Raw genomic sequence first — 13,700 nt, 5'->3', positions numbered from 1 at the left:
GTAAGTTATTTACGCACAGATCCTAAACAAACCTGATACGTATCTGTCCGCACTTTAATGAACTGGCATAATCGATTTATTGTGTCTTTACTGTAACGTTCCCATCAGCTCAAAATCGAAAATAGAGGCTTACACATTTTTCCGTGCTTGGAACAATAATATGTTGAAGTTACAGGATGTTTTAAAGTAGCAAGGTCTGCATGTGTTGTGGCGCGACATGAACGAACTGTTCTACTCAAAATAATACTCAACACTTTTTTAGTAGATGGATTTTTTATCTGTTTGATAAGGCTGCATGTGAAATCAATTTCAGTTCTAACATGATGTAAATACCATCTATCCAGAAAACTATTATATTTGTCTTGTGTTAATTGAATATCATATTCCTTAACCAAATTTGTAAATATTGGCAAAAATTCGTTTTCTTTTTCAATTCCATATTTGTTTTCTTCTATTTCCCTGAGTGCTACTTTATATTTGTATTCCGGTGATGGAAAATATTTATTATTGAACTTTGTAAGTTCTTGAGTAAGCTTATTTTCAAACTTGACAGTGTTTGAATCTGTAATAAATTGTTTTAATGCTTTTGTAATTTTTTTTATTTCATAATCTAAATCTACAAAATCATATTTTCCTATTTTTGCATTACAGATCAATGAATTGAACGCTGAAACATCAATCCCAATCGCATGCATCCCCAATTCATTAGCCTGAACTATAGTTGTTCCGCTTCCGCAAAAAGGATCAAGTACAATATCACCTTTATTAAAATATATTTCTTTCTTATAATCGTCAGTATGGTCATCCAAAAAATACTCTACTAATTGTGGTATGAATTTACCTTTATAAGGGTGTAACCTGTGTACATGCTTTGTGGTATCTGCTTCTTTGAGATGGTCAAAAGACAAAGCCCAATTTAAATCCTCTCCCAATAACCCCTTCCATTCAAGTTCTCTTTTACCCAAATAAGAATCATAATATTTAATTAATTCTTGTTTATCGATTAAAGTGCTGCCATTCGAGCCATTTTTTCTAATTCGCCCATATTGAATAAGGTAAGAAATATTAGAAGGTGTAACTTTTTTCTTTGAATATTCAGATGCCCATTCACTTGCTTGTTTTATTGTCAATAATTCCAATGTTGCCTCCTTCTTCAAAATGATATTACTTGCTTTATTCTGTGACATATCATTGTTACGATGTCATATAAATTATTCGCATATATACATAAAATCTGTAAGCCTTGACGGTTTCGTCTTTTCGCTCTCCAACAGTGATCTCTTCTCAAACTCAATCCTTAGCTTTGTGATATCTATACTTGCCTTGCGCCTGAAAAGGAACACATAACCCAATCCATTGACTGAGGAGAAATCTTCGAGCATCCTCCCGTTGATGCCCTGCATTTCTAATGCAGGGTAGTGACTGCCATAATCAAGGGAACTCATGCTCGGATGGGAGATAGGGATTCAGGAAAACCTTTTCGAATCTTAAACAGGCGCACTGGAGCCAAAGATTATAGACTTTAGATACATTATAGATTATAAGAGAAGAGGGGTAAATTTACGCCTAAAAATTTATCGATCTTTAAAACACCTGAAAGCCAAGCCAAATATATGGCTGCCTATGATGCCGTTCTTTCCCTCTGGCCTGTATCCTATGAGTCTTTTGATATACCCACACAGTTTGGCAAAACCCATATCATTGCAAGTGGTCCAAAAGGTGCACCACCATTGGTGCTTTTACATGCTACGAGTGCAAGCGCTACTATGTGGTTCCCCAACATTGCTTACCTGAGCCGTGAATATCAAGTCTATGCGCTGGATATAATAGGGGATGCAGGCAAAAGCGTAATCAGCTACCCACCTCAAAATAAGTCTGATTACGCTCTCTGGTTAACCGATGTATTCAATGAGCTTAATGTTACACAGGCTGATGTGGTGGGAGCATCATACGGCGGATGGGTGGTAATGAGCCTGGCTCTGTATGCCCGGGAGCGAGTGAAGAAGATTGTACTGCTCAGTCCGCCAGCGGCATTTGCCCCATTCAATAAAATGTATATTTTACGCCTAGTTCCGTCGATGCTCTTTCCGATTCGACCCTTTATAATCAACAGCATACGGCCGTTGTTTGTAAAGCGGCCTAATGAGACCTATTTTGAGCAATTGGTTTTAGCTGCAGCCTGCAAGTTTAAATTGGTATTCCCGACCGAATTCACGGATGATGAATTGCAGCAAATCAAAACCCCTGCTCTTTTGCTAATAGGAGAAAAAGAAGGCATCTTTTCCGCTCAGAAAGCCATAGATCGCGCCACTCGACTGATGCCAAATATACTAGCCGAAATGATTCCTGATGCGGGTCATATACCGTCCATGGACCAGCCTGAGATGGTTAACGAGCGTATTCTAAATTTCCTTAACAAAAATTTCCAAGTATCAAAGTTACAAAAATGATTCAATTTACTATGTTGCAGCCGTTGTTATCCCTTTAAATTGCACCCTGTGCCTGCATATGAAAACCGAAATCACAGGCAAACCGACAGAAATGCAAAAACCATGAGCATCCTCTCCGATGCTTCTCTCTCGAAGCCCACTGGAAGTATGGAATTATTCAGGAGTTTCATTGGATGCTACTGCGGGATGTATGTGGACATGAACATTAACCTCATTCAAATCCGATTCTATATTCCTTGAAATATTGTATGCATCATTATTTTTTGTGATTACTCCATTTTTTAATAAAACATTTAGGTGATGTCTGATAGTTTTATAATCTACATTCAAAGCTATTGCTAATTGATTAGCATTATAAGGCCTGTCAGAAAGATGTTTCAAGATCAATGCACGGGTTTTTCCTCCGCGCGTACCCTGAATCAGATAACATAAAAGTTTCCGTTGTTTATTAGATTTACTGAGTTCTTTTTTCAACAATCGATTTTCAGTAATATCTCTGGCTATGCCATGAATTTCTATTGTTCCATTATCTGATCTGATAACTCTGGTTCTTATTTCAACCCACCTGTGTTCATTATTCTTGCACACTATCTCAATGATATCTGCCTGGTTGACATTTTCTCCGGCTAGACGTTTTTTTCGGCGTTCATTAATAATTCTCAGGCTATCAGGTGTGACCCATTTGGAAATATTGCTACCAATCACTTCCTCTGTTGTACATCCTAATGTTTGAATTCCAACTTTGTTCATTCTTAAAAAATTACTTTCACTATCCAATACATACATAGCATCCTGGGCGTTTTCAAAAAGATCCCTATATCTTGCTTCAGATTCTTTTAGATTCATCTCATATCTCTTATTTTCGGAGATATCATGAACAATAGCTATAACTTTATTCTGGCCATTAATATCTGCCAGAGAACTTGATACATTCAGATACTTTATTATACCGGATTTTGTTATGATTTTGATTTCATGGTATCCTCCATGATCAGTTTGAATCCCTTTCCAATGCTCCATTACAAACTCTCTTACATCTTCAGGGATCATTTTTAAAAAAAACTGACCAATTATTTCTTCTTTCGGCCAACCTGTTATTCTAAAAAAAGAATCATTTGTAAACTCAAATTTGCCATGTTCATCAAGGACAGCTATTCCATCCAGGGATGAATTAACAATAATTTTGAGATATTTCTCGCAATATAATTTTTTATTTGTATCTTCAAACAAAAAATCATTTTTTTGAATTGGATATATATGCATATTCCTTTCTCACAATATTCCTATCGTTTTGGACGATACGGCTTTCCTAATCATTTTAACTTTGCATGAAAATGTAACTTTCCCAATAGGAAATATTGTATTGTTCGATAGAATTAAAAAAGATTGTGGTTACTTCGATTTTTTGTTCGGAAAAATTAGTGGAAAAGCCAAGGATTTCCAGAAAATATTAGACATGGATAGGGTATTGGAGGTGCAGAAATGCCTCCATAGCCTGAGACCATGTTACGCCAGGGTCAGCGGTGGTAAGAACGAATTTCAATTTCTTAAGTTCTTTAATGACGGCATATGGGCAGAAGAGGTATGGGATGACCCAAAGCGAAGGCTCATTAATGAGATCAGAGCGAGGATATGCCCTAAGAACAGGCGCGCAGAGCTAAAACAATAAATCGACAACTTCGTATGTTTTAAATATATGTTGTAGACATAGAATATAAATGAGAGAACATTCTGAATTCGGATCAAGAGTAATGTTTCAAAACTTGTACAAAATTCAGATATAAAAAATCCGAAATATGTAAAGGGAAATCGGATCTGATATGTTCTGTTGATCAACAAATTCGATGTTTAGCGAATTTGTTCTATGAGGTGCTGACCTATGGCTGACCATAACGCCTATGATGCTATTGTTGTAGGAGGAGGGATTTCCGGCCTTTTATCTGCTCTGGCTCTCGGAAAGAAAGGGAACAGCATTCTCCTTCTTGAAAAAACAGATGCTCTTGGAGGGAACTGCAGGACATACGAACCTGAGGGCTTTCCTGGCTGGCGTGTTGATACCGGCATCCATGCAATAACAGAACTGATCCATGGCCCGCTGAATCAATTGAAGCGCTATTTTGACCCTGGAAAATTTCCCGCATTCAGGCGGCATTATGATTACTATCTTCGCAAAAAAAACGGATTGGAGAAAATTCCTTCAACACTCCCGGGTTTCTTAAAAATGAATGCCTTTCCTGCAAAAGATAAGGTGGTTCTTGCAGGAGATCTTCTCAATACGGTTATATCTCGCGCTATTTTCAGGGAAAAACAAAAAGCTGTATACGATGTTATCTCGAAGCACAGGCTCAGCAAAAAAACAATGCAGTTCATGAACGCGCTTTCTTATCTGTTGAGCGGGCTCTCAATGGAAAAGACGTCGGTATCCCGGCTTCTGGAAGGGTGCGGATTCAGCTCAGGTGGTAAAAGAGGGGTAATCAGGCGGATCACTGAAACGGCGAAGCTTTTCAATAATCCCGGATACCGCTCCCAGGGCTATCCTCTGGGCGGTATACAGTCGATAACAGACGGCGTGATCGCATCGTTCCCGAAAAACGTGGGGTATCATACGGCAGAAGAAGTTCGGAAAATCGAAAAGGACGGGAGCGGTTTTAGCGTCTCAACCCCGAAAGCCGATTACCTTTCTGATAAAGTTGTCTATTCCGGGGAGGTAAAAAAGCTGCCCGGTATTATCGAGATGCCTGTGGAATGGAGCCGGCAGGTAAAACAACTTGAGCAGGCAACAGCAATGACAATCTGGCTCGGGCTTAAGGAACCAATGACCGAGTTCAATTATAACGGCTCGGAAGTCTTTTGCGACGTCCGTGATTCTGATAAAGAACTATTCTACTGGCTCATGCCTGTGCCCGAGCTTGCGCCGCGAAATAAAGGTCTTGTAGGAGTGAGCACGATAATAGACCCGAAAAAATGCCGTGATTCGGAGGAAAAACTTCTCAACACAATATATTCTCTGGTACCTGCAGTAGAGAAGAACATCGAAATGGTACATACGCAGGTAATGGTCCCTGAGAAAGCCGCAGTTTCTCTTAATTATTTCCCTTCGATTAAAACCCCGGTCAACGGCCTGTATGTCGTGGGAACAGATACCGATATGCGAAGCATGGGCATAACCCGCGCAGGATACTCAGTGCTTGAGCTGTTAAAATCATTATGAAAAAGAGACATGAGCATGTCTTATCTGAACTAACCATGTGTGGCAGAACAACTCTCCTGTGCTGTCTAAGTGACAGTGCCTGCGGGTGGCAAGCATATCAGGACACAATTTCCATACTTCGTACCTTACTATGCCGTCTGCTGTATGAAAAGTAAATCACAAGCCCGATACCCATCCAGATAAGAAGCCGCAGCCATGTATCGACCGGAAGTGCTATCATCTGCGCAAATGAGAACATCGCGCCTAAAACCGGGACCCAGGGCACAAAAGGAGTTTTGAAGGGCCTGGGCAGATCCGGCTGCGTTTGCGCAAACAAGAACACTTAAACATACAATCACAAAAACCAGTAACGTTCCGATCTAGACGAGCGCGCCCAGAATCTCTATGGGTAAGAGCCCTGCAACGACCACTGCAGCTATGCCAGTCAAAATCGTGGCTATGTACGGTGTTTTAAACTTTGGATGCACCGATGAGAATATCCCGGGCAGCAGACCGTCTTTTGCCATTGTGTAAAAAATCCTCGGCTGGCTGGGAAGCAATACAAGAACGACAGAGCTTAAACCTACTATCGCTCCGATCTTTATGAACGGTCTCAGCCAGAAAAGACCCGGACCTGCGGCATTAACAGCAACAGCGATAGGGTCGGGTACAAGAAGCTGGTCGTACTTTACCAGCCCTGTTAACACAAGCTTGAAATGTACTTTTACCTTTCCACAAACTTTAATACTCTTTACGCCAATCGTAAACTCATGGTCAAGCTGGATCAGATCAATATTGCTAACGACGGGCTCACCAAGTTTTTCAGCCCAATCGAAGCTAAAATCCTCAAAACCTTATGGAACGAAGGAGAGATGATGACATCGGAGCTGACCGAAAAGACAGATATCCCATTGACGAGCATAGCCGGCACTCTTGACCGGCTTGTAAAAGCCGGGTACGCATCCAGAAGGGTGGATAATGTGGGAGGCAGGGTGCGTTATATATATGCCCCGGTGTTCTCCGAGGAAGAGATTGCCGGCGAAATCACTACGAAAATCCTGGACAGCCTTGTGGACACGTTCGGTCCCCTTGCGCTTGAGAACTTCTCAAAATACAGTGATAAAAAATGAATATACTCGGTGAAATAAACTGCTTTGGTCTATGCCTGAGGTTATCCGACTTCGCCCCTTTTGTGGCGCTGTTCCTTGTTATTTCGATTGCCCTGCTTGCGGCGAGTTTTATTGTCAAAAACCCAAAACACAAGCTCCTGATATTTGTATCAGCCCAGGTAGCGGTATTCCTGGCTATCATTGCTACATTTTACCTGATGAAATGCGATGGGATGCTGACGATTTATCTATACTTTGCTTATGTGGCAATATCCAGCGTCCTGATTTTCGGGGTGCTCCGGCATTATGACAGCATAATGATAAAGCGCCTTGATGCAAAACCGGTAGGTAACCTGATAGATTGGACGCAGAAATTCGTAAGCCAGTTGACATGCGCCACGGTTTATTACTATGATTCCGCAGCGCCCCGGGCTTTTGCAGCAGGCAGGTCCATCTTTGTATCGGTCGGGCTTCTTGAGATGCTGGATAACGAGGAGCTCAAGGCCGTACTGGCGCACGAAGCCTGGCATATCCGCAATAATTCGAGGATGCCGTACCTGAGACAGCTTGCTTTCATGACCTTTTCTTCGCATAAGAGGTCCGAGCTTGAATACATGGCTGATAGTTTTGCAGCTGATATAGCAGGCAGCAAGGCTCTCTCTTCCGCGCGTAATAAGATAGATAAAGTATTTATTTAAGTTCTTTATTTTAAGAATATAAAAAGGTGATAAGAATATGTGGCTTAAACTGAGATTGTATCTGATAATGACCGTAATGTTCGCCATAATCTACGGACTTGTGGTATTTGCAGCGAACCTTGCGGGACTGGGTAATTTGGGTGGTTTTTATTTTTACGGTATCCTCGCTTCAGTGATGCTGTTCATCCAGTACATGATTGGACCAAAGATGGTCGAATGGTCGATGAGCATACGCTACGTGAGCGAGCAGGAATACCCGGCGCTGCACAGAATGGTCACTGATCTCGCAAGAGATGCAGGGATTCCGAAGCCTAAAGTAGGCATCGCCAGGATGCCCATACCCAATGCGTTCGCGTTCGGCAGGTGGGCTAAAGACGGACGCGTGTGCGTCACTGAAGGAATAATGAACCTGCTTAACGAAAGAGAGTTAAGAGCAGTGCTCGCACATGAGGTCTCGCACCTGAAGCATAAGGACGTGGCTGTGATAACAATGATAAGCGTTATCCCGATGATTGCCTGGTACATCGCATGGAGCTCTCTGTTCTCAGGCGGCAGGGAACGCGGAAATGCTGTACTTATCGGGATAGCAGCTTTTGCGGTATATCTGATAACGAACCTCCTCGTACTGTATGTATCAAGGATCAGAGAATACTACGCTGACGAAGGAGCCGTCAAGCTCGGCAACGGTCCGCATCACCTTGCTTCCGCCTTATACAAGCTCGTTTACGGCAGCGCCAGGGTCAACAAGGATTCGCTGAAGCCGATAGAGGGCATGAAGGCGTTCTTTGCCAACGACCCCTCACGCGCAGCCTACGAGATAAGGGAACTGTCCCAGCTTGACCTTGACGGGAGCGGCACTATCGACGCCAACGAGCTGATGGCGCTGCAGACAAGACCTGTGAAAGTAAGCACAACTGACAAGATAATGGAAATGCTTAGCACACATCCCAATATGCTCAAGCGCATCCAGAGGTTATCCTCGCTCCAGGGAGCATCGGCGTATTAAAAGAGGAGTCTGGGCCTTGCCGGGGCTCTATCTCCATCCTTCTTTTTTCAGCTAATCATTCCAATAGAACCATTCCCTTATTACCATTACCAAAAGCTTTTGTTTTTGGACGACAATTATCATTTAGGTTCTTCGTTTTGGTCTATTTCGTTAACTAACGAAATAGTAAAGGGGTGTGGGCATGAATTATCCATTTGTAAGCATCTTACTGGCTACGCATAACAGGAGAAGCTGGCTTGAGGAGTGCTTGGGATCTTTATTTAACCAGGATTATCCAAAAGAAAAGTATGAAATTATAGTAATCAACGATGGCTCAAACGATGGTACAGAGAAAGTTCTGAGAACTTATGAAAAAAAGGCGCCGTGTACATTTATATGGCACACTCAGAGAAATCAGGGCAAAGCAGCGGCATTGAACACAGGACTGAATAATACTACCAAAGGAGAGATCATTTGTTTTACTGATGATGATTGTGTAGCAGACAAGAATTGGATTAAAAACATGCTAAACGCATTTAAAGATGAGAGGGTTGGAGGCGTTGGCGGCACAATCCTTGCATATAAGCCGAAAAATCATGTGGAGAGATATGGGGGTTTTTTTGACCAGGAAGGGAGCGTCTCTTTAGCGACCGGAAATGCAGCATATAGATCGCATATTATAAAATCCGTAGGCGGCTTTGATACACAGTTGATCGGGCTTGAAGATATCGATTTTGGGGTAAGGGTAAGAGGAAAAGGCTATAAGCTAAAATATACCTCAGAAGCCATAATATATCATAGAAATTACTGCTCTCTGGACAGATTAATCAAAAGGAAGCGTTTAGAGGGAAGACAGCTCTATAATCTGAGTACGAAATATGAACATTATTTTAATGCAAGGAAGCTGATAATAAAAATTTCACTAGAAATTGTAAAAAAAGTAACGCTCTTAGATAATATATCTAAAATAATAAATAATAAAAATAGAAGAGGAATTTTTTTAAGAGAGATATTTGAAGTCGTTGTTTTAATATCTACATTGCTGGGCCTGATAGAAGGAATGGTTCGCAGAAAAACTTATGGTTATAAAGGAGACAAAATTTGCAGTAAATTCGATTTTGAATTTGATTAGCATTCTCACATAAATCATGCGATATCGGTGTTAATTCTACCTGTATATTCATGAAAATAACCCTGATTTCCCACCCCCCGTCCCGTTTTCTCTGTTTTCAAAGTGTTTATATAGGATTGGATAATAAAGAGGCTGAACTTCCAATAAAAGAGGTAATCTATAATGGGCAGACGAAAGAAAATGGTTGAGCATGTGACAACGCTGATGGACAAACCCGAGTTCATCCGGAACATCGGTACAGTTGCACATATCGACCACGGTAAAACAACATTCTCTGATAATCTACTCGCCGGTGCAGGTATGATCTCACAGGAGCTTGCAGGCGAGCAGTTATTCATGGACTTTGATGAAGAAGAACAGAAACGAGGCATCACCATCGATGCTGCGACAGTCTCAATGGTGCACCAGTATGAGGGCAAGGAGTACCTTATCAACCTCATCGATACGCCCGGTCACGTTGACTTTGGCGGAGACGTTACACGCGCCATGAGAGCGGTAGATGGTGCTGTCGTACTGGTCGATGCTGTGGAAGGGCCGATGCCGCAGACCGAGACCGTGCTGCGCCAGGCACTTCGTGAAAATGTAGTACCCATACTTTTCATAAATAAGGTTGACCGGCTTATAAATGAGTTAAAACTTACGCCGCAGGACATGCAGATGCGCCTGGGTCTGGTGATCGATAAGGTCAATAAGATCATAAAAGGCTTGAAGCCTGACCAGTACGAGAGTCTGAGGCTTGATCCCGTAGTAGGGAAAGTGGCTTTCGGTTCGGCACTGAATAACTGGGCTATCAGCGTCCCTTACATGAAAAAGACGGGCATCAGTTTTAAGGAAATAATCGAATACTGCCAGGCAGAAAAGCAGCAGGAGCTTGCACAGAAATGCCCGCTTCATCTTGTCATGAACGATATGATCATACGGTTCCTGCCAAGCCCGGTCCAGGCTCAGCAAGAGCGAATAAAGGTCATCTGGCACGGGGATAAGGAGAGTGAAATAGGCAAATCCATGATAAACGTGGATAGAAACGGCAAAGTAGCTCTAATGATCACAGATATTACCACAGACCCGCATGCCGGCGAAGTGGCAAGCGGAAGGCTTTTCTCAGGCACGCTTGAACGCGGAAAAGAGATTTTCATTTCAGGGATGCCGAATTCGAACAGGATACAATCTGTTGGGATTTTCATGGGTCCTGAGCGTATCGAGGTCGAGAGAATCCCGGCTGGTAATATCGTTGCTGTGACCGGTTTAAGCGATGCAATAGTCGGCTCGACAGCCTCTACCGAAAAGGGTATGACTCCGTTTGAGAGCATCAGGCATGTCAGCGAACCTGTTATGACGGTAGCTGTGGAAGCCAAACATATGAAAGACCTTCCAAAGCTCATTGAAGTCCTGAGGCAGGTAGCAAAGGAAGACCCCACGCTTAAAGTGAATATCAACCAGGAAACAGGAGAGCATCTACTGGCAGGAATGGGCGAGCTTCATCTTGAAGTTGTAGCTCACAGGATCCAGCGCGATAAACACGTCGAGATCACCACCTCAAAGCCGCTCGTGGTTTACAGGGAGACCGTTGCAACCCACGCAGGACCTGTGGAAGGTAAATCACCCAACCACCATAACAGGTTCTATATCGAAGTCGAACCGCTAGAGCAGAAAGTGGTAGAACTTATAAAGAACAACGAAGTCTCAATGAAAATGCAGGAAGTGGAGCGCAGGGACATACTGATGAAGGCGGGCATGAGCAAGGACGAAGCAAAGGGAATTACCTATATCTACGAGACCAATGCCTTCTTTGATATGACGAAAGGTATCCAGTACCTGAATGAAACAATGGAACTCGTGCTTGAGGGCTTTGAAGAGGTCATGAAAGCCGGACCGCTCTCAAGGGAACCTGTAATGGGAGTAAAAGTAAAACTGATGGATGCCAAACTGCACGAAGACTCCATCCACAGGGGACCTGCACAGGTAATACCCGCATCAAGGCAGGCTGTCCAGGCAGCAATGCTCATGGGAGGCGCGACGCTTCTTGAGCCTTTCCAGAAAGTGTTCATCCACGTTCCCCAGGAACAGATGGGAGGCGCGATGCGCGAAATGCAGGGAAGGCGCGGTACCATACTTGACATGAAATCAGAAGGCGATACGACCATCATTGAATCCAAAGCGCCGGTCGCGCAGTTGTTCGGGTTCTCAGGCGATATACGCTCAGCAACCGAAGGCAGGGCGATGTGGAGCACGGAATTCGTGGGATTTGAACCCATACCTGCGAACATGCTCAATGAAATCGTTATGGGTATACGTCAGAGGAAAGGACTTAAGCTTGAGTTGCCAAAACCCAGCGACTTTATAAGCCCCTGATTGACGGTTTTATGCACGCCGTCGTGCAGAATCCATGTATGCCCATACGTGGCACATGTGGGCTATGCACTATGGCGAGCATATCCCACATAACGCAAGGTTTAAAAACAAAAAGGACTATAGGGTCAAAAAACATTATCACAAAATAATTAAAGGTGAAATAATATGGCAGAAAAACCACATTTAAATTTAGCAGTCATCGGACATATCGACCACGGGAAATCAACCCTCGTCGGGCGATTATTGTTTGAAACAGGCGCTGTGCCGCCGCACATCATTGAAAAGTATAAAGAAGAAGCAAAAGCGAAAGGTAAAGAATCCTTCGTATTCGCCTGGGTGATGGACTCACTCAAGGAAGAGAGGGACAGGGGTATCACGATCGATGTCGCACATCAGAGATTCGATACAGCCAAGTTTTACTTTACGATCGTGGACTGCCCCGGTCACAGGGACTTTGTCAAGAACATGATCACGGGCGCTTCCCAGGCTGATGCAGCCATACTTGTTTGCGCAGCCAAAGAGGGTGTCCAGTCACAGACAAGAGAACATGTATTCCTTGCAAGGACTCTTGGTATCACCCAGTTGATCATCGCACTCAACAAGATGGATGAAGTGAATTACGACAAGGCAAGATATGACCAGGTAAAAGCTGATCTCAGCACTCTTCTCAAAATGGTGGGTTATAAACCTGATGAAATTAATTTCATTCCCACATCAGCATTCCAGGGAGATAACCTTGCCAAGCCGAGCGATAAGACAAAATGGTACACAGGTCCAACACTTTTAGCTTCACTGGACATGTTAAAAGTGCCCGAGAAACCGATTGCTTTACCGCTGCGCATTCCTGTTCAGGATTCGTACACGATCTCAGGCATCGGAACCGTGCCTGTAGGGCGCGTTGAGACAGGAAAGATGAAACCCGGTGATAAAATTATATTCATGCCCGCAAAGGCTGTCGGTGAGGTCAAATCAATCGAGATGCACCACCAGGAAATCAAAGAAGCCCTTCCGGGCGATAACATCGGCTGGAACGTCAGAGGTGTCGATAAGAAAGACATTCGCAGGGGTGATGTATGCGGACATTCCGATAAACCCCCGGCTGTTGCAGAAGAGTTCACAGCACAGATAGTGGTCCTGCAGCATCCGTCGGCGGTCGCAGCAGGTTATACACCAGTGATTCACTGCCATACGGCACAGGTCGCGGGCACGATAACGGCTATACTCAAGAAACTTGACCCCAAGAGCGGTCAGGTGACTGCCGAGAACCCGGACTTTATCAAGGCAGGAGATGCCGCTGTTGTTACAATTAAACCAACAAAGCCGTTGTGCATCGAGAAAGTCAAGGAGATCCCCCAGCTTGGTCGCTTTGCGATACGGGATATGGGTATGACTATTGCGGCAGGCATGGTCCAGGACATTAAGCTTCGCCTGTAGCCCTTTTTTTATTTTTTAAAACGGTGTTTTTATGGCTCAGAAAGCGAGGATACGTTTATCAGGGACAAGCCCTTCCACTCTTGATGGGATATGTTCCCAGGTTAAGGATATAGCGCAGAGGACAGGCGTGAACATCTCAGGTCCTGTTCCGCTGCCTACGAAGAAACTGGTCGTGCCGTGCAGGAAGTCCCCGGACGGGGAGGGGAGCGCGACATGGGACCACTGGGAAATGAGAGTCCACAAGAGGCTCATCGACCTTGATGCTGATGAACGGGCGCTGCGCCAGTTGATGCGCATCCAGGTGCCCAAGGATATCAGCATAGAGATTGTTCTGACGAGTTAAAACTTCA

15 protein-coding genes are annotated in these 13,700 nt (G+C 43.6%); 10 read left to right on the top strand and 5 right to left on the bottom strand.

From position 1 onward, the window contains the following. Positions 1–104 precede the first annotated feature (104 nt). Together MNV_RS01730 and MNV_RS01725 are read right to left on the bottom strand one after the other, a co-directional pair. On the bottom strand, positions 105–1,157 hold the full coding sequence (locus MNV_RS01730) for a DNA methyltransferase (protein WP_218837856.1): 1,053 nt from the start codon (positions 1,155–1,157) through the stop codon (positions 105–107). A gap of 54 nt (positions 1,158–1,211) precedes the next feature. Next, the gene (locus tag MNV_RS01725) at positions 1,212–1,445 is read right to left on the bottom strand and encodes a hypothetical protein (RefSeq protein ID WP_096203659.1); all 234 of its coding nucleotides are present in this window, start codon (positions 1,443–1,445) and stop codon (positions 1,212–1,214) included. A gap of 168 nt (positions 1,446–1,613) precedes the next feature. Between MNV_RS01725 and MNV_RS01720 the strand changes: the two genes are divergently transcribed. Continuing rightward, complete coding sequence (locus MNV_RS01720; protein WP_096203658.1) at positions 1,614–2,450, top strand: alpha/beta fold hydrolase; 837 nt, start codon at positions 1,614–1,616, stop codon at positions 2,448–2,450. A 153-nt stretch (positions 2,451–2,603) separates the two neighbouring features. Here the strand turns inward: MNV_RS01720 and MNV_RS01715 are convergent, their stop codons facing one another. Further along, positions 2,604–3,680, bottom strand: coding sequence for a PAS domain S-box protein (locus MNV_RS01715; RefSeq protein ID WP_179293739.1), 1,077 nt, complete (start codon positions 3,678–3,680; stop codon positions 2,604–2,606). Positions 3,681–3,855: 175 nt separating this feature from the next. On the opposite strand from MNV_RS01715, the gene MNV_RS01710 reads away from it, so the two are divergent. Both MNV_RS01710 and MNV_RS01705 read left to right on the top strand, forming a co-directional pair. Beyond that, positions 3,856–4,119, top strand: a complete 264-nt coding sequence (locus tag MNV_RS01710) for a hypothetical protein (RefSeq protein ID WP_143311571.1) — start codon at positions 3,856–3,858, stop codon at positions 4,117–4,119. Between the two features lie 210 nt (positions 4,120–4,329). After that, positions 4,330–5,661, top strand: a complete 1,332-nt coding sequence (locus MNV_RS01705) for an FAD-dependent oxidoreductase (RefSeq protein WP_096203655.1) — start codon at positions 4,330–4,332, stop codon at positions 5,659–5,661. 97 nt (positions 5,662–5,758) lie between these two features. Here MNV_RS01705 and MNV_RS20045 read toward each other — a convergent pair whose 3' ends face one another. Together MNV_RS20045 and MNV_RS20040 are read right to left on the bottom strand one after the other, a co-directional pair. After that, positions 5,759–5,977: an amino acid permease C-terminal domain-containing protein gene (locus tag MNV_RS20045; protein WP_218837855.1), complete on the bottom strand. Its 219-nt coding sequence runs from the start codon at positions 5,975–5,977 to the stop codon at positions 5,759–5,761. Between the two features lie 43 nt (positions 5,978–6,020). Continuing rightward, positions 6,021–6,347 (bottom strand): amino acid permease, encoded by a 327-nt coding sequence (locus MNV_RS20040; protein ID WP_218837854.1) that lies wholly within the window; start codon positions 6,345–6,347, stop codon positions 6,021–6,023. 63 nt (positions 6,348–6,410) lie between these two features. Between MNV_RS20040 and MNV_RS01695 the strand changes: the two genes are divergently transcribed. The 7 genes from MNV_RS01695 to rpsJ all read left to right on the top strand — a co-directional run bounded on the left by MNV_RS01695 (position 6,411) and on the right by rpsJ (position 13,693). Beyond that, a complete protein-coding gene (locus MNV_RS01695; protein WP_179293738.1) occupies positions 6,411–6,770 on the top strand; it encodes a MarR family winged helix-turn-helix transcriptional regulator in 360 nt (119 codons plus the stop codon). Beyond that, a complete protein-coding gene (locus MNV_RS01690) occupies positions 6,767–7,447 on the top strand; it encodes a M48 family metalloprotease (protein WP_256999901.1) in 681 nt (226 codons plus the stop codon). Before MNV_RS01695 ends, MNV_RS01690 begins: the two co-directional genes overlap by 4 nt. A 37-nt stretch (positions 7,448–7,484) precedes the next feature. Further along, positions 7,485–8,453 (top strand): zinc metalloprotease HtpX, encoded by a 969-nt coding sequence (locus MNV_RS01685; protein ID WP_096203653.1) that lies wholly within the window; start codon positions 7,485–7,487, stop codon positions 8,451–8,453. A gap of 181 nt (positions 8,454–8,634) precedes the next feature. Continuing rightward, positions 8,635–9,564 (top strand): glycosyltransferase, encoded by a 930-nt coding sequence (locus MNV_RS01680; RefSeq protein WP_096203652.1) that lies wholly within the window; start codon positions 8,635–8,637, stop codon positions 9,562–9,564. Positions 9,565–9,726: 162 nt separating this feature from the next. Then, a complete protein-coding gene (locus MNV_RS01675) occupies positions 9,727–11,916 on the top strand; it encodes an elongation factor EF-2 (RefSeq protein ID WP_096203651.1) in 2,190 nt (729 codons plus the stop codon). 165 nt (positions 11,917–12,081) lie between these two features. After that, positions 12,082–13,350, top strand: a complete 1,269-nt coding sequence (gene tuf, locus MNV_RS01670) for a translation elongation factor EF-1 subunit alpha (RefSeq protein WP_096203650.1) — start codon at positions 12,082–12,084, stop codon at positions 13,348–13,350. Between the two features lie 31 nt (positions 13,351–13,381). Further along, on the top strand, positions 13,382–13,693 hold the full coding sequence (rpsJ, locus tag MNV_RS01665; RefSeq protein ID WP_096203649.1) for a 30S ribosomal protein S10: 312 nt from the start codon (positions 13,382–13,384) through the stop codon (positions 13,691–13,693). Positions 13,694–13,700: the final 7 nt, after the last annotated feature.

The organism is Candidatus Methanoperedens nitratireducens (genome assembly GCF_900196725.1).
Taxonomy (GTDB): Archaea; Halobacteriota; Methanosarcinia; order Methanosarcinales; family Methanoperedenaceae; genus Methanoperedens; species Methanoperedens nitroreducens_A.
This window is presented reverse-complemented; position numbering and strand designations above follow the sequence as displayed.

Bases quoted from the DNA above. Each gene is read 5' to 3' on its own strand.
- MNV_RS01725 (WP_096203659.1), bottom strand. From the start codon at position 1,445: ATGAGTTCCCTTGATTATGGCAGTCACTACCCTGCATTAGAAATGCAG.
- MNV_RS01720 (WP_096203658.1), top strand. From the start codon at position 1,614: ATGGCTGCCTATGATGCCGTTCTTTCCCTCTGGCCTGTATCCTATGAG.
- MNV_RS01705 (WP_096203655.1), top strand. From the start codon at position 4,330: ATGGCTGACCATAACGCCTATGATGCTATTGTTGTAGGAGGAGGGATT.
- MNV_RS01695 (WP_179293738.1), top strand. From the start codon at position 6,411: ATGGTCAAGCTGGATCAGATCAATATTGCTAACGACGGGCTCACCAAG.
- MNV_RS01690 (WP_256999901.1), top strand. From the start codon at position 6,767: ATGAATATACTCGGTGAAATAAACTGCTTTGGTCTATGCCTGAGGTTA.
- MNV_RS01685 (WP_096203653.1), top strand. From the start codon at position 7,485: ATGTGGCTTAAACTGAGATTGTATCTGATAATGACCGTAATGTTCGCC.
- MNV_RS01680 (WP_096203652.1), top strand. From the start codon at position 8,635: ATGAATTATCCATTTGTAAGCATCTTACTGGCTACGCATAACAGGAGA.
- MNV_RS01675 (WP_096203651.1), top strand. From the start codon at position 9,727: ATGGGCAGACGAAAGAAAATGGTTGAGCATGTGACAACGCTGATGGAC.
- tuf (WP_096203650.1), top strand. From the start codon at position 12,082: ATGGCAGAAAAACCACATTTAAATTTAGCAGTCATCGGACATATCGAC.
- rpsJ (WP_096203649.1), top strand. From the start codon at position 13,382: ATGGCTCAGAAAGCGAGGATACGTTTATCAGGGACAAGCCCTTCCACT.